The sequence below is a fragment of the Mycobacterium mantenii genome (assembly GCF_010731775.1).
GTDB classification, from domain to species: Bacteria; Actinomycetota; Actinomycetes; order Mycobacteriales; family Mycobacteriaceae; genus Mycobacterium; species Mycobacterium mantenii.
Window position 1 is genome coordinate 5,363,244 of sequence record NZ_AP022590.1, and the last position, 23,043, is coordinate 5,386,286.

A 23,043-nucleotide genomic window follows, 5' to 3' on the forward strand; every position below is an offset into this window, starting at 1 on the left:
TACGTTATTCACCGATGGATAATACGGCCCACACTCCGTCAGGTATCCCGCTGCAGCCCGTATACGGGCCGGCGGACGTCAGCGCGGAGCCTCCGCAGCCGGGGGAGTTCCCCTTCACCCGGGGTAACTTCGCGTCCGGTTATCGCGGGAAGCTCTGGACCTTCCGGCAGTACTCCGGATTCGGCACCGCCGAGGAATCGAATCGCCGCTACCGCTACCTGCTGGATCAGGGCGGCACCGGGCTGTCGGTGGCGCTCGATCTGCCCACCCAGTGCGGCTACGACTCCGACGACCCCGAGTTCGGCGAGGAGGTCGGCCGGGTCGGCGTCGCGGTGGACACCCTGGCCGACTTCGAGATCCTGTTCGACGGCATCCCGTTGGACAAGCTGAGCACGAGCATGACGATCAACGGAACGGCGGCGATCCTGCTGGCGTTCTACGTCGCCGCCGCCGAGAAAAAGGGGATACCGCGGGCCAAGCTCACCGGGACGATCCAGAACGACATCCTCAAGGAGTATGCCTCGCGGGGGACCTGGATCTGGCCGCCGGAGCCGTCGCTGCGACTGATCGCCGACACCATCGAGTTCTGCGCGGCCGAGGTTCCCCGGTTCAACGCGATTTCGGTGGCCGGGGCGCACTTCCGCGACGCCGGGGCCAACGCGGTGCAGGAGATGGCGTTCACGCTGGCCGACGGGGTGACCTATTGCGACACCGTGGTCGAGCGCGGCCGCATGACGATCGACCAGTTCGCACCGCAGATCTCGTTCTTCTTCTACACCCACGGAGACTTCTTCGAGGAGATCGCCAAATACCGTGCGGGGCGCCGCCGTTGGGCGACCATCGTGCAGGAGCGGTACGGGGCGACGACGGCCAAGGCGGCGATGTTCCGGTTCGGCTGCGTCTGTGGTGGCGCGTCGCTGTACGCGCCCCAGGCCCACAACAACATCGTCCGGGTCGCCTACGAGGCGATGGCCGCGGTGCTGGGCGGTGTGCAATCGATGTTCACCGCGGCCTGGGACGAACCGTTCGCCCTGCCCACCGAGGAGACCACCACACTGGCGCTGCGCACCCAGCAGATCCTGGCGCACGAAACCGGCGTCGCCAGCGTCGCCGACCCGCTGGGCGGCTCATACTTCGTGGAGGCGCTGACCGATGCCACCGAGGAGCGCATCATCGAGATCATGTCCGACCTCGAGCGGCACGGTGGGATGGTCCAGGCCATCGAGGACGGTTACCTGCAGGGCCTGATCGCCGACGAAGCCTTCAACTTGCATCGGGACGTCGAGGCCGGCACCCGCCCGGTCGTCGGGGTCAACCGGTTCGTCACCGAGGAGCCGGCACACGATGTCGTCACCTACGAGCTCGATGCCGAAGGACGTGATCTGCAGCTGAAGAGGCTGTCCAAAGTCAAGGCCGAAAGAGACTCGGCCGCAGTGAAATCCAGCCTTGCGGCGCTGTCGCGCGCCGCCGAGGGAGATGACAACCTGATGCACAAGTTGATCGACTGCGCCAACGCCTACTGCACGGTCGGGGAAATGGTCTCCGCGCTCAAGGCAGTGTGGGGCGAATTCCAGCAACCGGTGGTGTTTTAGATGGCCGTGCGCGTTCTTGTTGCCAAACCCGGCTTGGATGGGCATGACCGCGGCGCCAAAATCGTCGCCCGCACCCTGCGTGACGCCGGGTTCGAGGTCATCTACACCGGCATCCGGCAGCGCATCGAGGACATCGCCTCGATCGCGGTGCAGGAAGATGTCGCGGTGGTCGGCCTGAGCATTCTCTCCGGTGCCCATCTGGCGCTCACCGCGCGCACCGTGGAAGCGTTACGCGCCGCGGACGCCGCCGACATCGCCGTCGTCGTCGGGGGCACCATCCCGCATGCCGACGTCCCCAAGCTGCTTTCCGCCGGTGCCGCCGCGGTATTCCCTACCGGGACACCGCTGGACGACCTGGTGCGCGACATCCGCGCACTGACCGGAACCCCGGAACCCGTCACGGAGGAACCATGCGCGTCGGAGTGATGATCGGCGCCGAGCGGGGCGACATGGCCCGCAAGGTGGACAAACTGGCCTCCGATATCGAATGGGCCGAATCCGCGGGTCTGCACACGGCATGGATGCCGCAGGTGCCCAACGACTTCGACTGCCTGACCATGGTGTCGCTGATGGCCGCGCACAGCTCGCGCATCGAGCTCGGTACCGCGGTGGTGCCGCTGCAGGCCCAGCACCCGATCGCCCTTACCCGCCAGGCGCTCTCGACGCATGCGATGGCCGGTGGACGGCTGGCGCTGGGTGTTGGCCCGTCGCACCATTGGATCATCCGGGACATGCTCGGCCTGCCGTACGAGAAGCCGGCCGCCTACACCCGCGACTACCTTCAGGTGCTCAACGCCGCCATCGCCGGCCCGGGACCGGTTGACGTCGAGAATGATTCGTTCACGGTGCACAATCCGCTGGCGATCGGGGCCGATACCCCGATGCCGGTCCTGGTCGCCGCGCTGGGGCCGGTGATGTTGCAGATCGCCGGCGAACTCGCCGACGGGACCGTGCTGTGGATGGCCGATGAGCGCGCGATCGGCGATCACATCGCGCCGAAGATCACCAAGGCCGCCGCCGACGCGGGACGCCCGGCACCGCGGATCGTTGCGGGCATCCCGGTATGCCTCTGCGCACCCGGGCAGGTCGACGAGGCCAAGGAGCGAGCCAACCGCATTCTGGGCGAAGCCGAAGTGTCACCCAACTATCAACGCCTGCTCGACCGCGGCGATGCCCGTGACGTCGGTGATCTGTGTGCCGCCGGCGACGAGGAGGCGATCCTGGCCCGGATGCGGCGATTCGCCGACGCCGGTGTGACGGATCTGTCGGTGCGGCTGCTGCCGATCGGTGACAACCGCGATGAGCTGGTGGCTTCTAAGCGCCGCACCCGCGAGATGATCGCCTCACTCGCGGCGGAATTGCGTTGACTCCGAACAACGCCGGACCGCTGGCCGGGATTCGCGTCCTCGAGGTCGGCACCATGCTGGCGGGCCCGTATGCGACCATGCTGCTGGCCGATCTCGGTGCCGAGGTCACCAAGATCGAACCCGCCGGCGGCGAGATCTCCCGCAGCGTCGGCGCCACCTACTTCGCCAGCCTGAACCGCAACAAGTCCAGCATCACGCTGGACCTGAATTCCGATGCGGGACAACAGCGATTAGGCGAGCTGGTCGCCGATTCCCACGCGCTGCTGGTGAACCTGAAACCGTCGGCCATCCGCCGGCTGGGTCTGACCTACGACACATTGCGGCGGCACAACGAGCGGATCGTCTGCGTCGCGATCACCGGCTTCGGTCTGTACGGAGGCGACGATCCGGCGTTCGACTACGTGGTGCAGGCCGGCGTCGGCACCGCCGCGCTGACCGGCGACCCCGATGGCCCGCCGACGCTGCCCGGCTACTCGTCGGCCGACAACTCCACCGGAATGACCGCGGCGCTGGGGCTTTTGGCCAAGATCATCTCCGGCACCGGGGGCCAGGTGGATGTGTCGCTGCGCGACGTCATGCTGTCCCAGCTGAACTACCACGCCTCCGCTTATCTCAACGACGGCGTCGAGCCTCAGCGCCGCCCACACGGGGCGCACTCTTATTACGTTCCGGCCCAGCTTTTTCCAACCGCTGACGGGTATCTGGCGCTGTTCATCACCCACGACGGCTTCTGGAAGTCGTTCGCCGCCGAAGCGGGCATCGGGGGTTTCGAAACGATGGCCGAGCGGGTCGCCCGCCGCGACGAAGTGCTGACCATCGTCATGGCGATGCTGGCTACCGACAGCGCCGTCGGATGGGAACGGCGACTGCGTCCCTTGGGGGTTCCGGCAGCCGCCGTCCGGACCCTGCCCGAGGCGCTCGAGGCGACCCCGGAAGTGATTGTGACAGCGGGCGAGTTCCGTTTGGTGGGAAGCCCGATCCACGTCTCCGGGTATCAGCCCGAGTACCGGCCCCCGCCGGAGCTACCGGAGGGCTAGACGCGATTGCCGCCGAGCGTGAAGTTAGCTTCACACTCGCGGCCGAGCGTGAATTAGCCGCACACTCGGCAACGAGCCGGGTGCAATGTGATCGCATCCAACTCCCTTGTACCCGAGCTTCCGCCGCCAATAGATACGCCCGTGCCGTCGACGCCAAAGACTGGGATCTGTACCGATCGGTCTTCACCGAGGACGCGCACATCGACTACTCCTCCGCGGGTGCCGCGACTGGCCCGCGCGACGAAGTGGCCGCGTGGCTGGAACAAGGCTTCGGCGCGATCCCGATGTCCATGCACTACATCACCAACGTCGAAATCCTGGCCCTTGACCAAGATGTCGCGACGGTGCGGGCCATGTTCTACAACCCGATGCAGTTGCCGGGAATGACGGACCTGAGTTACTGCGGCGGCTACTACCACCACGAGCTGACGCGCACGGCCGACGGCTGGCGCAGCCGCAGCCTGCGGGAGGAAAGCGTCTGGTTCGTCAACCCGCCGACGGGGCTGACGTAGCGGCCTACCGCGCCGCCAACTGCTTTTCCTGATACCGACGCGCCCACTCGGCGCGCGACCGGATGGACACGTCCACGTCACTTCCCTTGGCGCGCAACGCCTTAACATTCGCCTGCTCGCGAGGAGTCCGGGCGAACGGGTCCCAACCGAAGAACCGGCAGGCGTTGCCCCAGGTGATCTTGTTGATGTCGGAATCGTCGGCGCCGGCGGCGGTCAACTCGGCGAGCACCTGCTCGGGCGCGTCCGGCCAGAAGCAGTCGGAGTGCGGGTAGTCGCATTCCCAGGCGATGATGTCGATACCGATCTCGTGGCGCAGCTTCAGCGACGTCTTGTCGGTGACGTAGCAGGCCAGCGAGTGTTCACGAAAGACGTCACTGGGCAGCTTGTCGCCGAAGTCGCGGCGTAGCCACTTCTGGTTGGTGTAATGGCGGTCGCTGCGGTCCAGGTAGAACGGAATCCAGCCGATACCGCCTTCGGAGAAGGCGAATTTCAGATCCGGATGGTTGCGCATCGCCGGGCCCCACAGCAGATCTTGGGCGCACATCGCCGAAACCTGGGTGGCCAGGATGATCAGGTTGTCGATCGGCGCGTTGGGCGCCATGCTGATCGCCCCGAAGCCGGTGCCGATGTGCAGGCACATCACCACGTTCTCCTCGGACAACGTGCGGAACACCGGGCCCCAGTAGTCCTCGTCGTGGTAGCTCGGAAGTCCTTCCAGGTGCGGCAATTCCGGCATGGTGACCGCCCGGCAGCCCTTCGCGGCGACGCGGCGGATCTCGGCGCACATGCCCTCGGGAGTCCAGGTCGGCAGGATCGCGATCGGGATGAACCGATCCGGGTAGGAGCCGGCCCACTCGTCGATGTGCCAGTCGTTGTAGGCCGACACCATCACCAGCGTGACGTCCTCGCGCGTCATGTTGAGGTGCCGGGCCGAAAAGCCCGTGAACGTCGGGAAGCACATCGACGCCAGGATGCCGTTGCGGTTCATGTCCCGGACGCGTTCGTGGACGTCATAGACACCGGGCCGCATCTCGGCGAAACCTGCTGGGTCGCGGCCCCATTCCTCGGCCGGCCAGGACACCACGGCGTTGAGCCCGCTCACTCCCTGCGGCCTGCCCTGGTACATCCACTGGTCGACGCCCTTGTCGTCCGTCACGACGATCGGGGCCTCGGCCTTGTACTTGGCGGGCACATGCCGGAGGAACATGTCCGGCGGCTCGACTACGTGGTCGTCAATGCTCACCAAAATCAGGTCATCGACCTTCATCAAGCAGTCCTCTCCCGCGAAGCGACTCGACCCGAACTCGGTCAGCCCCTGCACTCCGTGGTGGTCTCGAGCAATCGTGGAATCGGCGCCGGGTCCAACTGCAGAGCGCCGGACATGTGCAGCTGTCCCGCGTTGGCGATCATGTTGTCCAGAATCGCCTGTAGGTCATCGCCCTCGATCTCATAGATGGCGACGTAGGGTCCGTCACCGTCGACGGGCCGCAACCGGCGCGCCGAGACGAAACCGTCCAGGGCCACGAGTTCACCCAGGTGCACCTCGTCGTACCAGGTGTTGTACTCCTGCTCGCGCTCGGGCGAGCTGGGGCGGCTCTCCACGAGGATGATGCCCTTGGCCATCTTGGAAACCTCTCCTGGCTGCTACTCGTAGCGCACCGTGACCGAGTCCGTATCCGGAACGCCCTGGCACGTCAGAATGTAGCCTTCGGCGACCTCGTCGGGTTCGAGAGCGTCGTTGACCCGCATGGTGGCATGGCCCTCTTCGAGCTTGGCCATACAGGTGCCGCAGTTGCCGGCCTCGCAACTGAACGGCGGTTCCAGCCCGGCCCTCCGCGCGGTCTCCAGCAAAGTCTCGCCTGGGACTATGGGCACCGAGACCTTCTTGCGGTCGAGATGGATCGTCACCGTGCCGCCGCCGGAGCCGTTTGATGCCGGATCTGTCACCCGTGGGGTCTCCTCGATGATCCGGGTGACCGTCACTGAGACCGCCCCCTCTCCCGTCTTGCATTCTTCAGTATAGAGAATACTATTCTCACGAAGCGACAGCATCTTCTCAAGACTGTATGGATGTCGGGTCAGCCCGGTCTGTCAGGGAAGGACGGGACGTGACCGAGCCGGCAGCGCTCGTGTTCGAGGAACGGCGATTCAGCGTGCCCGAACTCGACGCGTTAGCCGACCGATGGGCCGCGACCCTGGCCAAAGACGGTGTTACCGCAGGCCGGCGCGTGGCCGTCATGGCCTCCAATCGCCCGGACTTCCTCGCCGTGGTTCTCGCTATCTGGCGACTGGCCGCCACGGCGGTGCTCATCAGTCCGGCGTGGAAGCGTGACGAGGTCGACCATGCGCTTGCGCTGACCGGCCCCGCGCACGCGGTCGGGGACCATCCGGTACTGGCCGGTCTGACGCCGATGCTGCATCTGGACGAGCCGGGCCCGCCCGCAGAGCCGAGGGGGGGCTCGCCGCCCCCTGCGGCCGACGCGGTCCTGGTGTTCAGTTCCGGCACCACCGGCCTGCCGAAGGCCGTCCGCCACACCCACGCCTCGCTGGACGAGGCGGTGCGGCACTGGCGCCAAGCGCTGCAACTGACGCACCGCGACCGGATCCAGGTTGCGACGCCGCCGTCACACATTCTGGGACTGCTGAACCTGCTGACCGCGTGGGAGACCGGCGCCTGCGTGCGGCTACATCCCCGATTCGACGTCGACCGGGTGCTGCAGCACATCGAAAGTGACCGCATCACAGTCGAAATGGCGGTCGCCCCCATCGCGCTGGCCATCGCCTCGCACCCGGACCTCGAGTCCTACGACCTGTCGTCGCTGCGCTACATCATGTGGGGGGCGACGCCGGTCAACACCCACGTCGCAGAGACGGTGACCCGGCGCACCGGAGTCGGCTGGCTTCCGGCCTATGGGACCACGGAATTGCCTGTCGTAGCGTGCAATCCGATCGATGACCCGCGGCTCGACACCGTCGGGCGGGCAGTGCCCGGTGTCGACCTAGGCGTCGTCTCACTGGAAACCGGCGAGCCCGTCGGACCGGGCGAGGTCGGTGAGATTCAGGCCCGCTCGGCGTCGCTGATGGCCGGCTACCTCCCGGCCGAAGCGACCGGCGAGGCGATTCTCGACGGGTGGTACCGCACCGGAGACGTCGGCCGGCTCGACGCCGGCGGTTGGCTGCAAATCACCGACCGCCTCAAAGAGATGATCAAAGTGCGCGGCTTCCAGGTTGCGCCCGCCGAAATCGAGACGGTGTTGCACGGTCATCCGGCCGTCAAAGACTGCGCGGTGTTCGGGATTCCGGACGGACTCAACGGCGAGGCCGTCGTCGCCGCGGTCGCCGCATCCGCTCCCGTCGATGCGACCCAACTGACCGCCATGGTGGACGAAAGACTGGCGTCATATAAACATCTGAGCCGGGTGGTGTTCGTCCCCGAAATTCCCCGCCTGCCTTCCGGCAAGGTGCTGCGTCGAGTGCTGAAGGAGCACTATGGATGTACGTCTGACAGCTGAACAACAGCAATTACGCGATGCCGCCGCCAAGCTGGCCGACGATCTCGGGCCGGCAGCGGTGCAGGATCTCGACGACCAGGCTCGAATCACGCGCCTGGACAAGCAGATCGAGAACACCGGCTGGCGGTCCTTGCGTTCCGACGGGGCCTCGGGTGTCGAAGTGGCCATCGTGGCCGAGGAATTCGGCCGCCGGCTGGTGGACACACCGTTCCTCGGTCCGGTGCTCGCCGACGACCTGGGCCGCCACGTCGGCGCCGACGTGGCAGCGGCGACCGTGGCCGTCGACGATCGGGTGGTCGACGCCCGCGGTGCCCGGCGTGCCCTGTCGCTCTCGGGTGGCACGGTCCGCGCGGTCGATGTGCAGGTCGCACCGCAGAGCGTCGATCTGACCCGGGCCGACGCGACGATCGCGGGATCGCCGGAGACGCTGGGGGAGGTGCCCTTTGAGGTTGCCGAGCAGTGGCGGGCCCTCGCGCTGGTCGCCACGACGGCGGACCTGGTCGGCGTTGCCCGGGGCGCGCACGCCGTCGCGTGCGACTACGCCAAGATCCGCGAACAGTACGGCAAGCAGATCGGCTCGTACCAGGCCATCGCGCACCTGCTGGCCGAAAGCCTTGCGCTGATTGAGGGTTCGGTGAGCGTGGCGCGGCATGCCGCGTGGGCCGTCGACGAGCTGCCCCCCGCCGAGGCCATTCGGGCCGCGCAAATCGCAAAGGTCTACTGCGCGCGCGCCACCCGCACCGTCTGCGAGACGGCCATCCAGGTGCACGGCGGTATCGGCAACACCTGGGAATGCGTGGCGCACGTCTACCTGCGCCGTGCGCTCACATCGACCGAGCTGTGGCCGGTCGCGTTGAAGGAGATCGATCTTGGACTTTCGTGACTCACCCGACGAAGCCGCCTTCCGCGAGCGGCTGCGCACGTGGCTTGCGGCCAACGCCAAGGAGTTCTCGGGCTCCGGCGACGAGTATTGGGTGCGCATGGCCGACTGGCATCGTGCCCTGTACGAGAACGGCTTCTTCGGCCTGTCCTGGCCACGCGACTGGGGCGGCCAGGACCTGGCACCGGTCTATGACGTCATCGTCGACGAGGAGCTGGTGCGGGCCGGCGCGCCGCCGCGCCCCAGCGTCGGTTATCTGGTGTACGGCATCGGCGCCCACGCCAGCGACGAGCTCCGCAAGCGCTTCCTGCCCGGCATCATCAACGGCACCGAACGCTGGTGCCAGGGCTTCAGCGAACCGGGCGCCGGCTCGGATCTGGCGTCGCTGTCCACCACCGCTCGCCTGGAGGGCGACAACTATGTGGTGAACGGACACAAGATCTGGACCAGCTACTCCGACGTCGCCGACCGGTGTCTCCTGCTAGCGCGCACCGACCCCGGCGCCAAGCGCCACCGCGGCCTGTCCGCGTTCGTTCTGGACATGAAACAGCCTGGCGTGCAACAGCGCCCGCTGCAGATGATCAATGGCGTCACCAACGAATTCGGCCAGGTGTTCTTCGACGATGCGACGGTGCCGGCGGACCGGATGGTCGGCGCTCCCGGTGACGGCTGGGCCGTGGCCATGACGGTTGTCGGGCACGAACGCGAGCCGTCCACGCTCGGCTATGCGGCCCGCTACGGCAAGCTCGTCCGAGAGCTGTTGTCGCGCAACGACGGTGAAGTGCCCGAGGAGCTGGCGTGGGCCGCGGTGCAGTCGGATATGCTGACCCATCACGTCCGGCGCCGGCTCTCCGAACAGCTCGACGGGGTATCGCACGGCTCGGACGGTTCGCTCGACAAGCTGCTGATGACCTGGGTCGAACAATCCGTCGGGCATGCGGCCCTCGCCGTCGCGGGAACGCGCGATCCCGATCTGCTGAGTGCCTACCTGTACAGCCGGGCGCAGAGCGTCATGGGCGGGACATCACAAATTCAAAAGAACATCATCGCTTCACGGATCTTGGGATTGTAGGAGTGATCGCGAACGCGGGCGAAGCCCGGGTGAAGCGGGTCACGACCATCGAAGGAGTCTGACGTGTACGACATGCCCACCGAAATCGACGTTCAGTCCGACGGTGCCCTGCGCATCATCACGCTCAACCGCCCGGATTCGCTCAACTCGGTCAATGACAACCTGCACGTCGGACTCGCGCGGCTCTGGCAGCGACTCACCGATGACCCCACGGCCCGCGCCGCAGTGATCACCGGTGCCGGCCGGGCGTTTTCGGCCGGCGGCGATTTCACGTATCTGGAGGAGCTTGCGAACGATGCTGAGCTGCGCGCCAAAACCATCCGCGATGGGCGCGAGATCGTGCTGGGCATGGCCCGCTGCCGAATCCCGGTGGTGGCGGCGGTCAACGGCCCCGCCGTCGGGCTGGGCTGCAGCCTGGTGGCGCTCAGCGACATCGTCTACATCGCCGAAAGCGCCTATCTGGCCGACCCGCACGTGCAGGTCGGTCTGGTGGCCGCCGACGGTGGACCGCTGACCTGGCCGCTGCACATCAGCCTGCTGCTGGCCAAGGAATTCGCCCTCACCGGCACCCGGATCAGCGCACAGCGGGCCGTCGAACTCGGCTTGGCCAATCACATTGCGGACGACCCGGTTGCGGAGGCGATCGCCAGCGCCAAAAAGATCTTGGAGCTGCCGCAGCAGGCGGTGGAGAGCACCAAGCGGGTGCTCAACATTCATCTGGAGCGGGCCGTGCTCGCCAGTCTGGACTATGCGCTGTCGGCCGAGAGCCAGTCGTTCGTGACCGAGGACTTCCGCGCCAACGTCGCGAAATTCAACGCGGCCAAGAAGAACTGAGGTTGTAACCGCGCGACGGCCTCAGGCATCATGCCGGCGCAGGAAGTCGCGCATCACCGCATCGAACTTGTCCGGCTCCTCGATGAACGGCATGTGCGCGCTGGCCTCGAACAGCTCGAACTTTGAACCCGGTATCCGCTGGTGCATTTCCCACATGTGTTCGGGCACGCACTCGTCGTACCGGCCCGCGAGTACCAGTGTCGGCACGGCGATTTCGCTGAGCCGGTCGACCACATCCCAGTTCCGGATCGTCCCCACGATGTGGAAGTCGCTGGGGCCGAACATGGTCTCGAAGACTTCGGCGCCCATGTTGCGGAACGCATCCTCGAGCTCTCGCGGCCACGGGCGTAGCCGGCACAGGTAGGTCTCGTTCCAGGTTCGGATGGCGGCCTGATACTCGGGCGCGTGCGTGCTGCCGGCGGCCTCATGCCGGTCGATGGCGGCCTGGGTAGCGGGGTCCAGTTCGGACTTCAAGCGCGCCACCATCTTCGCGAACTCCGGGATGGACGCGATGCTATTGGAAATGGTCAGGCCCGCGGCGCCGGCGGGCGCCGCGTCGAGCACATACTGTTGGGCCAGCATCCCGCCCCAGGAGTTGCCGAAGAGGTGGAAGCGGTCCAGATCCAGGGCTCGCACCACGGCGTCCACCTCGGCCACCGAGCGCTCCATCGTCCAAAGTTCGCGGTTGGGTGGGCATTTGGAGTTTCCGCAGCCGAGCTGATCCCAGAAGATGACCTCGCGCTCCGTCGCCAACCGCCCCAGTGACCGCAGGTAGGTGTGCGGTAAACCTGGCCCGCCGTGAATGACCAGCAAAGGACGACCCGCGCCGCCGCCGGTGCGCCTGAACCAAACTTCCCCGCCCGGGACTGCGATCATCCCTTCCCGCGCAGTCGTCGCGTCCGTCACCAGCAGCAGTGTAGGCAGTCTCGGCCACCCACCGACGGACTGAACCTGAAGGTCCCTCCTTGCAACTCGTACTCTCCTACTGAGAGAATAGTGTTCTCGTGAATGTGCGAACGGCTCTCCGAGCCCCGCACCTGCTTGATGAACTGGAGAAGACTCGTGTCCGAAGCCGTCATCGTGTCCGCCCTGCGCACCCCTATCGGCACCGCCCGCAAGGGGACACTGCGTGACACCAGTGCGTTCGACCTGGCGCACCACGTGGTCAGCGAAGCGGCGAAGGATCTGGACCCGGCGCAGGTCGACGACGTGATCCTGGGCGAGGGCCTCTACGGCGGCGGCGTGATCGCCCGCCACGCGGCCATCACGGCCGGGCTATCCCACGTACCCGGTCTGGCCAACAACCGACACTGCGCGGCCGGGCAGGCGGCGGTGCAGAGCGCGGCGGCCAGCGTGCGGGCCGGGATGGACGAGCTCATCATCGCCGGCGGCGTGAATGCGGCGTCGACGTCGCCGCGCTCCCGCATCCAGGTGGACGGCGACTGGGTCGACTGGTTCCCGCCGACCCACCCGGACCGGCCCGACGCGCCGAACATGGACATGTCGATCACCGTGGGCTGGAACGCCGCGGTCAAAGCCGGCGTGAGTCGCGAGGAGATGGACGCGTGGGCGCTGCGGTCGCACCGCAATGCCATCGCCGCCATCGACGAAGGCCGCTTCAAAGAGGAGATCATCCCGATCGAGACGCGGCACGGCCTGTTCTCGGTCGACGAGCACCCGCGCCGCGACACCACCATGGAAAAGCTAGCCGCGCTCAAGCCGCTGCACCCCGAGATCGAGGGCTTCTCGATCACCGCCGGCAATGCCTGCGGCGCCAACGACGGTGCTGCGGCGTTGGTCATCGCCAGCGACCGGCTCGGGCTGCCCGCGCTGGCCACCATCCGGTCCTGGGCGTCCGTCGGCGTCGACCCAGCGATCACCGGCTTGGCGCCCGTCGACGCGATCCCGAAAGCCCTCGCACGCGCGGGCCTTTCGACCTCGAACGTGGACCTTTTCGAGATCAACGAGGCGTTCGCCGCCATGTGCGTGGCCACCATCAAACTGCTCGAGCTTGACCCCGACAAGGTCAACGTCAGTGGCAGCGGCTGCTCGCTGGGGCATCCCGTCGCGGCGACCGGAGCCCGGATTCTCGTCACCCTGGTGCACGAATTGCGCCGCCGCGGCGGCGGCATCGGCGTCGCGGCGATGTGTGCGGGCGGCGGGATGGGTTCGGCGACGGTGATCGAGGTCGCGGCTCCATGATGCGTACATGATCATCGCCGATCTGATTGACCGCGCGCGCAACGGATCTCCCCGCGCGGCCGGTCGGCTTCTCAGCCTGGTCGAGGGCGAGCAGCGCGACGAGGTCTTGGCGAGCATCGGTCCCGCGCCGCAGGGCATGGGGCCGGTCATCGGCATCACCGGACCACCCGGCGCGGGGAAGTCGACGACGGTCGCCGCCTTGGTCGGGGCCTACCGCGAGCGCGGCAGCCGGGTGGCGGTGTTGGCGGTGGATCCGTCGTCCCCGTTCAGCGGGGGAGCGCTGCTGGGCGACCGAATTCGAATGGCCGCACATATCAACGACTCTGACGTTCTCATTCGTTCGGTGGCCACCCGCGGCCATCTCGGCGGTCTGGCCGCCGCGGTTCCGGCGGCCATCCGGCTGCTCGGGGCGATCGGTTACGACGTGGTGCTGCTCGAGACGGTGGGGGTGGGGCAGTCCGAGATCGAGATCGCCGCCGTCGCCGACCCGACCGTCGTCATCCTGAATCCCGGGGCGGGCGACGCGGTTCAGGCCGCCAAGGCGGGCGTGCTGGAAGTCGCCGACATCGTGGCGGTCAACAAGGCGGACCGCGACGGCGCCGAGCAGACGGTGCGGGACCTTCGGGCCGAAACCAGTGCCCCCATCGTTTCGCTGATCGCCGCCCGCGGCGAGGGCGTCGAAGACCTGATGGCCGCCATCGAGGACCACCGCCGCACCGACAGCCGCGCCCGCCGCCTAGCCCGCGCCCGAGCGCAGATCCTGTCGCTGGCGCAGACCCGGCTGCGGGCCCAGCCCGATCTCGACCGGCTCGCCGAGGCGGTCGTCGACGGCGACCAAGACCCGTACACAGCCGCCGATCAGCTGATCGCACCGCCGGCACCCCAAACCGACTGACGGCCCGCGTGTCCCCCGATCGGGGGAACGGGCATTCACCCCCTTTACGGGCCGATCGGCGGAGGTACGACCCGCGCGATCGCCCTACGTTGAGTCTGTGTCCAACGCGGCGACCCGCTGGGCCCACGATTGGATTCGTCCATCGCGGTGCTCTGGCCGGCGCCAAGCAGATCGCTTGAGAGTTAGGAGATCGGCATGACTTGCACCCCCGAGGCCGCGGCAGCAGTTGTCGGTGACGACCGGCTGGAGCTGTACCGCCGAATGTGGGTTTTGCGGCTGCTCGACATGGCATTGGAGGACCTACGTATCGACGGCCCGATCGACGACGCCGGACGGGCGGAATTCGGGCAGGAGGCGGTGGCCGTCGGCACGGTTGCGGCGCTTCGGCCGGGTGACCTCGTCAACGCGGCCACCCCGCAGTTCCGGCACGCTCAACAGGTCACCCTGGCCCTACCGCTCGGCCCCGCCATCGCCGAAATGGTTGGACCGAAGCGCCGACGATTCGGGGGGGCCGCCGACTGGAAACGAACACTGGCCAACGAAAGTGTGCTGGGGCAATCGACGCTCTTCGCGCTGGGTGACGCCAATGTCCAGCGACTGGCCGGTGCAGGCAAGGTCAGTTTGTGTGTCATCAGTGGCCGCGACACAAACTCCGTCGAGTTCACCACTGCCGCCAGGATCGCCGCGCAATGGCGGCTACCGGTCGTGTTCGTCGTGGAAAACATCCGCGGTGGAGCCAGCGCGCGCCGGCGCGCCTACGAGTACGACGCGATGCCCATGCTGCCGGTCGACGGCAGGGACGTTGTGGCGGTGGCCGACGCGGTCGCCGAAGCGGTGCACCAGGCGAGCGTCGGCGGTGGGCCCGCGCTGGTTGAGGCGATCACGTACCACACGAATCATCCCGTTGCCGTCGACCCGTTGGTTTTCGTAAGTCGGCAGCTGATCGCCGCCGGTTGCAACGCCACGCGCCTCTGCGAGGTGGAACGCGGGGCACGCCATCTGGTGGCCGAGGCCGTGGCCTCCGCAAAAGCATCGGTGCGGGCGCAGCAGATCGCGTCCGTGCCAAAGTCGAAGCCCTGGTCGGCCGCTAGCTGAGCAGACCTTGGCGCATAGCCTCGGCGACGGCGGCCGCGCGATCGCTGACACCGAGCTTCTCGTAGAGGCGTTGCACATGAGTTTTGACCGTCGAGGGGGCCACAAAGAGCTCACCGGCAATCGCGGGGACGCTTTTGCCTCGCGCGATCCGACTGAGCACCTCACGCTCGCGCGCGCTCAACACCGGCGCCGTCGGCTCCGCACGCTGCCGGATCTCGGCGGCAAGGCCACCGGCGAGCGTGGGCGCCACCACATCGTGACCCTGCGCGCAGTCGAGCACGGCCTTGACGATCTCGCTGCGCGTCGAGTCCTTCAGCACGAAGCCGGCCGCTCCCTGCTGCAGCGCCTGGTACACGATCGCCGGCTCGTCGTGTGCCGAGATCAGCAACACCCGGGTGGCCAAACCCTGCGTACGCACCGCCGCCGCCACCTGGGCGCCATCCATGCCGGGCATCCGGTAGTCGAGCAGCGCGACGTCGGGCACGTGCGACTTGATCAATTCCAAAGCGGCAGAGCCGTCTTCCGCCTCACCGACGACGCGGACCGAGCCGCTCGACGACAGCGCGCGCACGACGCCTTCCCGAAAAAGCGGGTGATCGTCGCCGACGACCACCCGCACCGTTTCGGGGGTAGCCGCGCAGACCATGGCGATGAGTGTAGCGGTTTGCCCCACAGCGGCGTTCGCATTCTCTGGCCGCCACGATGAGTCATTTTGCAGTTTGCTTCGGTGCGGCAGACCCGGATGAGTACGGTGATCGGGTGGCGGTAGCCGGTGACGCAGAACTGGAACGCGTGCGCGCGATTCACCAATTGCGCTCGTATCGCATCGGCTCGGTGCTCCGGCTGGGCGTAGTCGGCCTCATGGTGGCGGCCATGGCCGTCGGCACCAGCCGGTCGGAGTGGCCACAGGAAAGCGTGCTGATCGGGCTGTACGCACTCGTCGCGCTCTGCGCGCTGGGATTGGCTTTCGCTCCGTTCCGTCGATGGATCGGATTGGGCCGCTTGGTCGTGATCGGCCGGCTGGAGCCGTTCGCGTTCACCGTCATCGACGTTGTCGCGCTGACGGTCTTCCAGCTGTTGTCCACCAACGGGATCTATCCGCTGCTGATCATGGCGATGTTGCCGGTCCTGTTGGGACTCGACGTCTCCTCCCGCCGGGCGGCGGTGGTGCTGATCTTCTCGATGCTCGGGTTCGCCATTGCGGTGCTACAAGATCCGGTGATGTCGAGCGCGGTCCGGTTGTCGGAGGCCGGATTTCGGTTCCTGCTCTACGCATTCCTCTGTTGCGCGGCTTTCTTGGTGGTGCGCATCGAGGAGCGTCATATCCGCTCGGTGGCCGGCCTGAGCGCGCTGCGGGAGGAACTGCTCGCGCAGACGATGAATGCCTCGGACGTGTCGCAACGGCGGATCTCGGAATTCATTCACGACGGACCCCTGCAAGACATCCTGGCGGTGCGCCAAGAGTTGGTCGAATTGGACGCGACGCTGAACGGCGACGAACGTGTGGACCGGGCACTGGCAGGTTTGCAGTCGGCCTCGGAACGATTGCGGCAGGCCACCTTCGAGTTGCATCCGGCGGTCCTCGAGCAGGTCGGGCTCGGCGCCGCGGTGCAGCAACTCGCGGAGTTCACCGCACAGCGTTCCGGCATCGACATCACCACCGACATCGAATACTCGACGCGCAACGACGTCGACCCGGTCGTATTCGGCGTGGTGCGTGAATTGCTTTCCAACGTCGCGCAACATGCCGCGGCCCGCAACGCGTCGGTCATGCTCGGGATCACCGACCACACCTGCGTTCTGCATGTGGTCGACGACGGCGTGGGGTTCAGCCAGGAGACGGTGGCGCGCCGCCTCGGGGAGGGGCACATCGGGCTGGCGTCGCACCGCGCCCGGGTGGAGGCCGCCGGGGGCGCCCTGATGTTTCTCGATGCCCGGGTGGGCACCCACGTCTGCGTCGAAGTGCCGCTCAAGAATTAGCCCTCTGGGCGCCGAAGACCGGAACAGACCATCAACGTCACATCAACCACACAGGTACCGACAGTCTGGGATAAGGCGAGTTTGATTCGTGCTAGCAGCGGCGCTAGCGCTATACGAAACTCGACCATTGGTCGGTCAGGCGGCGGCTGCGCCGCGTCGGAAGCCCGACCCAAGTCAACCCGGCTACTTCAGGTCGACCGACTTCCCGGTGGCGGCAGCATGACCCGCGCGATAGCCGAAAACCATTGCCGGGCCCAAGGTTCCGCCAGCACCCCCGTAGGCCCGCCCGGTCACACCGCCCATCGCATTGCCCGCCGCGAACAGGCCCGGTATCGGCTCGCCGCCGACGTGCAGAACGCGGGCATCGTGATCGGTGCGCGGTCCGCCCTTGGTGCCCATCGCACCGATGCTCACCGGTACCGCGTAGAACGGGGCGGTGTCGATAGGGCCCAGTGTCCTGCCGGCCGGCGTGGTTGCGCTCTCGTCACCCCAGTAGCCGTCGTAGGCGCTGGAGCCGCGCCCGAAGTCGGGGTCCGCGCCGGCGGCCACCTGACGATTCCAGTTCTCGACGGTGCGGGTCAATCCGTCGCCGTCGATGCCGGCCTTGGCGGCCAACTCGGCAAGGTCGGCCGATTCGCAGAACCAGTCCGGGACGGGTTGCCCGGGTTCGATACCGAGAAATCCGTAGCGCTGCAGGTGAATCGAATCGAAGACCATCCACCCGCGGTCGTTGACATAGCCGCCGCGAGGATCCAGGTAGTGGAAGGCGCCGGCCATCGAGTTGTAATCGCACGCCTCGTTGACGAATCGCCGGCCGGCCTGGTTGACGATGATGCTGCGCGGCCGCGTTCTTTCCAGCCGCACGCTGCGGCTGCGCGGCTTGCCTTCGATGGTGTCGCCCGGGATTTGCACGATCGGCACCCACCACGCTTCGCCCATGTTGGCCAGGGCGGCGCCGTGCTCCATCGCCATGCGCAGACCGTCGCCGGTGTTGTTGGGCGGCGACACCGCGCCGTGCATAGGTCCGCGCAGAAAGGCTTGTGCCAGAGCCGGATCCCACTCGAAACCCCCGGTGCCCAAGATGACCCCGTGCCGGGCGCGAACCCTGATGGTCCGATCCGGCAGGGCCACCCGCACACCGGTGATTTCTCCATCCTCGGCGATGAGTCCTTCGGCCCGGGCGTTGGTGTGCGGGGTCACCCCGGCGTCCAGCAGTCCCTTGAGGAGCCCCGCGGTCAACGCGGTGCCCGCAACGCACAGGTGGCCGGTACGTTCGTCGATCGCCGCGTGCAGGCGCGCCCTGGTCTCGGCGTCGAAACCGACGTTCGACCAGTCGGCCGGGAAAGACGTGATCCGGGTTGCCCATTCGCCCAATTGAGCCAGGTCGAAGGGGGCCGCACTCAGCGACCTGCCGCCGGTCGGCTGCCCCCCCGGCAACTCGGGACGATAGTCGGGAAAGCCGGTGGCGATCTCGAACTGGAGGCCGCTGTGGGCCTCGATGAAATCGAGCATCGCCGGGCCGGTCCGCACGAACGTTTCGACCAACTCGTCGTCCATCGACCCGAGTGACTGGGCGCGCAGGTACCGCAACGCGTCGGCGGGCGTCAATTCACCGTCGGGAGAACGGTTGTGGGCGGGGATCCACACGATGCCGCCGGAGACGGCGGTGGTCCCGCCGACGGTCGGGGCCTTCTCGTAGACCTCCACCGACGCGCCCGCTACGGCCGCGGTCAGCGCGGCGGTGAGGCCGGCGCCGCCACTGCCGAGCACGACGACGTCGACTTCGTGGTCCCATGACATGGACTGCTATCCCTTCAGCTCAGTAGCTCCGACAACTCCTTGGCGGCCTTGACTACCGCATCCTTGCCGCGCATCACGACGTCTTCCCGGTGTGAGATGAGGTTGATGCACGTTGGCGGGGACGGCACCGGGCGGCGCACCCCCACGGCCAGCCCGTAGGTATTCGGCTCGATTTCACCGTAGGTCGTCACCCAACCACGTTCGCGCGCACGGGAAACCAGCTCGCGTTCGCCCGGGCGCGGAGGCATGCACGCTAGCAGGGCGATCCCGGCGGCGCCGCGATCCAACGGGTATCGGCTGCCCTCGTGAAACGAAAGCTGGTAGGCGACATGGCTGGGCACGATCACCGCGATGGCCACCTGTTGGTCGCCTTCGGCGATGAGTAGGGACACGGTGGTGCCGAGCTCGTCGGCCAGCGCGCGCAGCGTCGGCAGACTCACCTGGCGCACATTGCGGTCGAAGGAAGCGCCGAGCACGGCCAGGCCCGCTGCCGGCCGGTAGCGGCCGTCTTCTCCCTTGGCCACCAGTCGGAACTCGGCCAACGTCGTCAGTAATCGGTAGGCGATGGTGCGGTGCACCCCCACCTGATCGGCGAGCTGTTGCACCGTCAGTCCTCTGGGGGAGTCCGCCACCATCTGCAGCGCCGTCAGACCCCTGGCCAGGGTCTGCGAACCGGTACCGGACCCGGTCACGGCCTTGACAGACCTTCCCGTGAGAGCGAAGCTCGATATATAACGCACATCAGTGTGCGATATTAGCACACCGAGTAAGCCGAAAACGAGAACGAGATTTCCCGATCTGGAGGCCGGACAGCACCGTGGCGGAGTTCGAGAGCATCTGGAGCGATCTCCAGGGCGTCGCGTTTGAGCAGGGCTACCTCGACGCCGGAGGCGTGCGTACCCGCTACCTGCGTGCCGGTGATCCCGGCAAGCCGGTGCTGGTGCTACTGCACGGATCCGGTGGCCACGCCGAGGCCTACGTCCGCAATCTGGCGGCGCACGCCGAGCATTTCTGGACTTGGTCGATCGACATGCTCGGCCACGGGTACACCGACAAGCCGGGACATCCGCTGGAAGTCCGCCACTACGTCGAGCACTTGATGGCGGTGCTGCGCACCATCGGGGTTGATCGCGCGTGCATCAGTGGCGAATCGCTCGGCGGCTGGGTGGCCGCCCGTACCGCGGTCGACCACCCGGATGTGGTTAAGCGACTGGTGCTTAACACCGCCGGTGGCTCGCAGGCCGATCCCGTGGTGATGCAACGGATCATCACGCTGTCCATGGCCGCCGCCGAGGACCCGACTTGGGAAACGGTGCAAGCGCGCATCAAATGGCTGATGGCCGACAAGTCTAAGGCGTACGACGACCTGGTTGCCAGCCGCCAAAGGGTCTATCGCCAATCGGGATTCGTCTCCGCCATGAGCGATATCATGGCGTTGCAAGATCCGGAGATTCGGGCGCGCAACATCCTCGGCCCGGACGAATACGGGTCGATCATCGCCCCGACGCTGGTGCTGTGGACCAGTGACGACCCCACCGCCGACGTGACGGAGGGTCGTCGCATGGCCTCGATGATTCCGGGCGCTCGCTTCGAAGTGATGCCCGGGTGCGGTCATTGGCCGCAGTACGAGGACGCCAAGACGTTCAACCAGTTGCATCTCGACTTCCTGCTAGGGCGCTGATGGCAACCGACGGGCACCAGACACCAGGCGTCGACGTCGACGTTGTCATCGTCGGCGCGGGCCCGGTCGGTCTAACCCTGGCCAATATCCTTGGTCTGCAAAGTGTTCGAACGTTGTTGGTCGACGAACGCGATAGCCTGATCGATTATCCGCGCGGCGTCGGCCTCGATGACGAGTCGTTGCGCACCTTCCAGTCGATCGGCCTGGTCGACCGTGTCCTGCCGCATACGGTCCCCAACCAGATTCTGCGTTTCTTCGACGCCAAGCGCCGGGTGCTTGCTGAAATGGCCCCACCCGACGCGCGTTTCGGTTGGCCCAAGCGCAACGGGTTCGTCCAACCGCTCGTCGACGCCGAGTTGCTGGCCGGTCTCGACCGATTCGATTGCGTCGAGGTGCGGTGGAGCAGGCCGATGACCGGCTGCGCGGAAACAACCGACGGCGTCACGGTCGAGCTTGGTGGCGAAGGGGATAGCGCCAGGGTGCGGGCGCGCTACGTGGTCGGGTGCGACGGCGGCCGCAGCATGACCCGCCGGGTGATGGGAGTGTCCTTCGACGGAACGACGTCCTCGACACGGTGGCTGGTCGTCGACATCGCCAACGACCCCCTCGGGCACCCCAACAGCGAGGTCGGCGCCGACCCCGAACGTCCGTATGCCTCGATCTCTATCGCCCACGGAATTCGCCGCTTCGAGTTCATGATTCACGTCGACGAGACCGACGAACAGGCCGAAGACCCGGCGTTCCTGACGCAGATGCTGGCCCGGATGGTGCCCCACCCCGACCGGGTCGACGTGATCCGGCGCCGGGTGTACACCCACCACTCACGGATCGCCGGCGCGTTCCGCCAGGGCCGGCTGCTGCTGGCCGGCGATGCCGCTCACTTGATGCCGGTATGGCAGGGGCAGGGCTACAACAGCGGGATCCGGGACGCGGCGAACCTGGGCTGGAAGCTCGCCGCGGTGGTGAACGGCCGGGCCGCGGACACGCTGCTGGACACCTATGACGTGGAACGTCGCAAGCACGCCCGCGCGATGATCGACCTGTCCACCATGGTGGGGCGGGTGATCTCGCCGACCAACCGCCGGGTGGCAACCGCGCGGGACCTTCTGGTGCGGTCGGCGTCGGTCGTGCCGTCGCTCAAGCGATATGTGCTGGAAATGCGGTTCAAGCCGATGCCCCGCTACGAGCACGGCGCCGTCGTGCACGCCGCGCCGGGCGGTACCGATTCGCCGGTGGGAACGCTGTTCATCCAGCCGCGCGTCGACACCCGAGACCAGCAGAACGTACTGCTCGACGACGTGCTCGGCACCTGGTTCGCCGTGTTGTGCTGGAACAACAACCCGCGCAAGATTCTCGGCGATGTAGCGTTCGCGAACTGGAAGGCGCTGGGCGCCCGGTTCTTTGCGCTCCGGCCGGCGACCCAGCTGCACTGGACCGGACACGACGACCCCGATGTCGTGGTCGTCGGCGATCGGCACGGTGAGCTCAAATCTTGGTTCGACGCCCACTCCGAATCGGTGCTGTTCCTACGCCCCGACCGCTGCATCGCGGGTGCCTGCATCGCTCAGCGCGCACCCGATCTGAGCGCCGCACTCCTTGATGCGCTCGCACTCACGCCGCGAGGAGGTGATTTCCAAAGTGACACTGGCTCTGTGCTGTATGTCGCACAGCCCTCTCCTGAATCTTCCGGGGCCGTCGCAGGACCTGCTTGACGACATCGAAGGCGCGATTGCGCAAGCGCGACGCTTCGTCGAGGAGTATGACCCCGAACTGGTGGTCAGTTTCTCGCCGGATCACTACAACGGCTTCTTTTACAAGGTGATGCCGCCCTTCTGCATCGGCACCAGCGCCTGCGGGGTAGGCGATTACGGCACCTACGCCGGCGCGTTGAACGTGCCGGAAACCCTTGCGTCCGACTGCGCGAAGGCGGTTCTCGACGCGGGCATCGACGTCGCGGTATCGGCGAGCATGGACGTCGATCACGGCACCGTGCAGCCGCTCGAGAAGCTCTTCGGGAACGCCACCTCGCGTCCCGTGATACCGATCTTCGTCAACGCCATCGGGGTGCCGCTGGGGCCGATGCATCGCTGCCGTGCGCTCGGCACCGCCGTCGGCAGCTACCTGACCACCCTGGACAAGCGAGTTCTGATCTTGGGCTCCGGTGGACTCTCGCACAGTCCGCCAGTGCCGACCCTGGCAACCGCACCTGCGCCGGTGCTGGAGCGGATCGTGCATGGCAGGCCGATGACCACCGAACAGCGCCAGGCCCGGGAAGCCGCCGTCATCGACGCGGCCAGGAATTTCGCTACCGGGGAGAGCGAACTGGAGGCACTCAACCCGACGTGGGACCACCGATTCCTGGAAATCATCGACGGAGGATGGCTGAGCGAATTGGATGGGTGGTCGAATTCGTTTGTCGCCCACGAGGGCGGCAGTTCCGCGCAGGAAATCCGTACCTGGGTAGCGGCGTTCGCGGCGCTGGAAGCGGCGGGGCCCTACGAGACCATCGGACGGTACTACAAACCCGCGCCCGAACTGATCGCCGGTTTCGCCATCAGAACGGCGATTCCGAAGTGACGGCGGC

Annotated in this window: 23 protein-coding genes; 16 read left to right on the plus strand and 7 right to left on the minus strand. The window is 66.9% G+C overall.

From position 1 onward, the window contains the following. The first annotated feature begins 14 nt into the window (after window positions 1–14). From G6N50_RS24730 to G6N50_RS24750, 5 genes are all read left to right on the plus strand, one after another. A complete protein-coding gene (locus G6N50_RS24730) occupies window positions 15–1,592 on the plus strand; it encodes a methylmalonyl-CoA mutase family protein (protein ID WP_083093846.1) in 1,578 nt (525 codons plus the stop codon). After that, window positions 1,593–2,018 carry a cobalamin B12-binding domain-containing protein gene (locus G6N50_RS24735; RefSeq protein WP_083093844.1) on the plus strand — a complete coding sequence of 142 codons (426 nt, stop codon included), beginning with the start codon at window positions 1,593–1,595 and terminating at the stop codon, window positions 2,016–2,018. It begins immediately after the preceding gene. Further along, on the plus strand, window positions 2,003–2,959 hold the full coding sequence (locus G6N50_RS24740) for an LLM class F420-dependent oxidoreductase (RefSeq protein ID WP_083093842.1): 957 nt from the start codon (window positions 2,003–2,005) through the stop codon (window positions 2,957–2,959). Before G6N50_RS24735 ends, G6N50_RS24740 begins: the two co-directional genes overlap by 16 nt. After that, complete coding sequence (locus G6N50_RS24745) at window positions 2,956–3,996, plus strand: CaiB/BaiF CoA transferase family protein (protein ID WP_083093840.1); 1,041 nt, start codon at window positions 2,956–2,958, stop codon at window positions 3,994–3,996. Before G6N50_RS24740 ends, G6N50_RS24745 begins: the two co-directional genes overlap by 4 nt. Window positions 3,997–4,076: 80 nt before the next feature. Beyond that, window positions 4,077–4,508, plus strand: a complete 432-nt coding sequence (locus G6N50_RS24750; RefSeq protein WP_083093838.1) for a nuclear transport factor 2 family protein — start codon at window positions 4,077–4,079, stop codon at window positions 4,506–4,508. Between the two features lie 4 nt (window positions 4,509–4,512). On the opposite strand, the gene G6N50_RS24755 is transcribed toward G6N50_RS24750, so the two are convergent. The 3 genes from G6N50_RS24755 to G6N50_RS24765 are packed head-to-tail and all read right to left on the minus strand — an operon-like array spanning window position 4,513 to window position 6,491. After that, window positions 4,513–5,775 (minus strand): amidohydrolase family protein, encoded by a 1,263-nt coding sequence (locus tag G6N50_RS24755; protein WP_083093981.1) that lies wholly within the window; start codon window positions 5,773–5,775, stop codon window positions 4,513–4,515. Window positions 5,776–5,816: 41 nt separating this feature from the next. After that, a complete protein-coding gene (locus G6N50_RS24760; RefSeq protein ID WP_083093836.1) occupies window positions 5,817–6,131 on the minus strand; it encodes a DUF4286 family protein in 315 nt (104 codons plus the stop codon). A 21-nt stretch (window positions 6,132–6,152) separates the two neighbouring features. Then, window positions 6,153–6,491 (minus strand): 2Fe-2S iron-sulfur cluster-binding protein, encoded by a 339-nt coding sequence (locus G6N50_RS24765; RefSeq protein WP_083093834.1) that lies wholly within the window; start codon window positions 6,489–6,491, stop codon window positions 6,153–6,155. 125 nt (window positions 6,492–6,616) lie between these two features. Between G6N50_RS24765 and G6N50_RS24770 the strand changes: the two genes are divergently transcribed. The 4 genes from G6N50_RS24770 to G6N50_RS24785 all read left to right on the plus strand — a co-directional run bounded on the left by G6N50_RS24770 (window position 6,617) and on the right by G6N50_RS24785 (window position 10,806). Next, window positions 6,617–8,020 (plus strand): class I adenylate-forming enzyme family protein, encoded by a 1,404-nt coding sequence (locus tag G6N50_RS24770; protein ID WP_163650895.1) that lies wholly within the window; start codon window positions 6,617–6,619, stop codon window positions 8,018–8,020. Continuing rightward, entirely contained in the window at window positions 7,998–8,903 is a 906-nt protein-coding gene (locus G6N50_RS24775; protein WP_083093830.1) for an acyl-CoA dehydrogenase family protein, read from the plus strand. Before G6N50_RS24770 ends, G6N50_RS24775 begins: the two co-directional genes overlap by 23 nt. Continuing rightward, window positions 8,890–9,972 carry an acyl-CoA dehydrogenase family protein gene (locus G6N50_RS24780; protein WP_083093829.1) on the plus strand — a complete coding sequence of 361 codons (1,083 nt, stop codon included), beginning with the start codon at window positions 8,890–8,892 and terminating at the stop codon, window positions 9,970–9,972. The genes G6N50_RS24775 and G6N50_RS24780 overlap by 14 nt, the downstream gene beginning before the upstream one ends. 63 nt (window positions 9,973–10,035) lie before the next feature. Further along, entirely contained in the window at window positions 10,036–10,806 is a 771-nt protein-coding gene (locus G6N50_RS24785; RefSeq protein WP_083093827.1) for an enoyl-CoA hydratase/isomerase family protein, read from the plus strand. A gap of 21 nt (window positions 10,807–10,827) precedes the next feature. Here G6N50_RS24785 and G6N50_RS24790 read toward each other — a convergent pair whose 3' ends face one another. Beyond that, window positions 10,828–11,682 carry a proline iminopeptidase-family hydrolase gene (locus G6N50_RS24790; protein WP_083093825.1) on the minus strand — a complete coding sequence of 285 codons (855 nt, stop codon included), beginning with the start codon at window positions 11,680–11,682 and terminating at the stop codon, window positions 10,828–10,830. Window positions 11,683–11,868: 186 nt separating this feature from the next. On the opposite strand from G6N50_RS24790, the gene G6N50_RS24795 reads away from it, so the two are divergent. The 3 genes from G6N50_RS24795 to G6N50_RS24805 all read left to right on the plus strand — a co-directional run bounded on the left by G6N50_RS24795 (window position 11,869) and on the right by G6N50_RS24805 (window position 14,998). Next, on the plus strand, window positions 11,869–13,008 hold the full coding sequence (locus G6N50_RS24795) for a thiolase family protein (RefSeq protein ID WP_083093823.1): 1,140 nt from the start codon (window positions 11,869–11,871) through the stop codon (window positions 13,006–13,008). A gap of 7 nt (window positions 13,009–13,015) precedes the next feature. Further along, window positions 13,016–13,903, plus strand: a complete 888-nt coding sequence (gene meaB / locus G6N50_RS24800; protein ID WP_083093821.1) for a methylmalonyl Co-A mutase-associated GTPase MeaB — start codon at window positions 13,016–13,018, stop codon at window positions 13,901–13,903. 195 nt (window positions 13,904–14,098) lie between these two features. Next, entirely contained in the window at window positions 14,099–14,998 is a 900-nt protein-coding gene (locus G6N50_RS24805) for a thiamine pyrophosphate-dependent enzyme (protein ID WP_179970064.1), read from the plus strand. Here G6N50_RS24805 and G6N50_RS24810 read toward each other — a convergent pair. Next, window positions 14,991–15,644, minus strand: a complete 654-nt coding sequence (locus tag G6N50_RS24810) for a response regulator (protein WP_083093819.1) — start codon at window positions 15,642–15,644, stop codon at window positions 14,991–14,993. The two genes, G6N50_RS24805 and G6N50_RS24810, sit on opposite strands and share 8 nt — an antisense overlap. A gap of 113 nt (window positions 15,645–15,757) precedes the next feature. On the opposite strand from G6N50_RS24810, the gene G6N50_RS24815 reads away from it, so the two are divergent. Beyond that, complete coding sequence (locus tag G6N50_RS24815) at window positions 15,758–16,978, plus strand: sensor histidine kinase (protein ID WP_142275456.1); 1,221 nt, start codon at window positions 15,758–15,760, stop codon at window positions 16,976–16,978. Between the two features lie 183 nt (window positions 16,979–17,161). Here the strand turns inward: G6N50_RS24815 and G6N50_RS24820 are convergent, their stop codons facing one another. Both G6N50_RS24820 and G6N50_RS24825 read right to left on the minus strand, forming a co-directional pair. Then, complete coding sequence (locus G6N50_RS24820; RefSeq protein WP_083093815.1) at window positions 17,162–18,778, minus strand: FAD-dependent oxidoreductase; 1,617 nt, start codon at window positions 18,776–18,778, stop codon at window positions 17,162–17,164. A gap of 14 nt (window positions 18,779–18,792) precedes the next feature. Next, entirely contained in the window at window positions 18,793–19,470 is a 678-nt protein-coding gene (locus tag G6N50_RS24825) for an IclR family transcriptional regulator (protein ID WP_083093813.1), read from the minus strand. A 125-nt stretch (window positions 19,471–19,595) separates the two neighbouring features. On the opposite strand from G6N50_RS24825, the gene G6N50_RS24830 reads away from it, so the two are divergent. From G6N50_RS24830 to G6N50_RS24840, 3 genes are read left to right on the plus strand one after another with little or no spacing between them, the layout of a single operon-like run. Further along, complete coding sequence (locus G6N50_RS24830) at window positions 19,596–20,459, plus strand: alpha/beta fold hydrolase (RefSeq protein WP_083093811.1); 864 nt, start codon at window positions 19,596–19,598, stop codon at window positions 20,457–20,459. Further along, window positions 20,459–22,171 carry a bifunctional 3-(3-hydroxy-phenyl)propionate/3-hydroxycinnamic acid hydroxylase gene (locus G6N50_RS24835; RefSeq protein ID WP_083093809.1) on the plus strand — a complete coding sequence of 571 codons (1,713 nt, stop codon included), beginning with the start codon at window positions 20,459–20,461 and terminating at the stop codon, window positions 22,169–22,171. Before G6N50_RS24830 ends, G6N50_RS24835 begins: the two co-directional genes overlap by 1 nt. Further along, entirely contained in the window at window positions 22,119–23,036 is a 918-nt protein-coding gene (locus G6N50_RS24840) for a 3-carboxyethylcatechol 2,3-dioxygenase (protein WP_232068829.1), read from the plus strand. Before G6N50_RS24835 ends, G6N50_RS24840 begins: the two co-directional genes overlap by 53 nt. Window positions 23,037–23,043: the final 7 nt, after the last annotated feature.

Excerpts from the sequence above, each read along its gene's own strand:
- G6N50_RS24740 (WP_083093842.1), top strand. The coding sequence starts at position 2,003 with ATGCGCGTCGGAGTGATGATCGGCGCCGAGCGGGGCGACATGGCCCGC.
- G6N50_RS24730 (WP_083093846.1), top strand. The coding sequence starts at position 15 with ATGGATAATACGGCCCACACTCCGTCAGGTATCCCGCTGCAGCCCGTA.
- G6N50_RS24755 (WP_083093981.1), bottom strand. The coding sequence starts at position 5,775 with ATGAAGGTCGATGACCTGATTTTGGTGAGCATTGACGACCACGTAGTC.
- G6N50_RS24775 (WP_083093830.1), top strand. The coding sequence starts at position 7,998 with ATGGATGTACGTCTGACAGCTGAACAACAGCAATTACGCGATGCCGCC.
- G6N50_RS24790 (WP_083093825.1), bottom strand. The coding sequence starts at position 11,682 with ATGATCGCAGTCCCGGGCGGGGAAGTTTGGTTCAGGCGCACCGGCGGC.
- meaB (WP_083093821.1), top strand. The coding sequence starts at position 13,016 with ATGATCATCGCCGATCTGATTGACCGCGCGCGCAACGGATCTCCCCGC.
- G6N50_RS24810 (WP_083093819.1), bottom strand. The coding sequence starts at position 15,644 with ATGGTCTGCGCGGCTACCCCCGAAACGGTGCGGGTGGTCGTCGGCGAC.
- G6N50_RS24760 (WP_083093836.1), bottom strand. The coding sequence starts at position 6,131 with ATGGCCAAGGGCATCATCCTCGTGGAGAGCCGCCCCAGCTCGCCCGAG.
- G6N50_RS24820 (WP_083093815.1), bottom strand. The coding sequence starts at position 18,778 with ATGTCATGGGACCACGAAGTCGACGTCGTCGTGCTCGGCAGTGGCGGC.
- G6N50_RS24805 (WP_179970064.1), top strand. The coding sequence starts at position 14,099 with ATGACTTGCACCCCCGAGGCCGCGGCAGCAGTTGTCGGTGACGACCGG.
- G6N50_RS24840 (WP_232068829.1), top strand. The coding sequence starts at position 22,119 with ATGTCGCACAGCCCTCTCCTGAATCTTCCGGGGCCGTCGCAGGACCTG.
- G6N50_RS24835 (WP_083093809.1), top strand. The coding sequence starts at position 20,459 with ATGGCAACCGACGGGCACCAGACACCAGGCGTCGACGTCGACGTTGTC.
- G6N50_RS24735 (WP_083093844.1), top strand. The coding sequence starts at position 1,593 with ATGGCCGTGCGCGTTCTTGTTGCCAAACCCGGCTTGGATGGGCATGAC.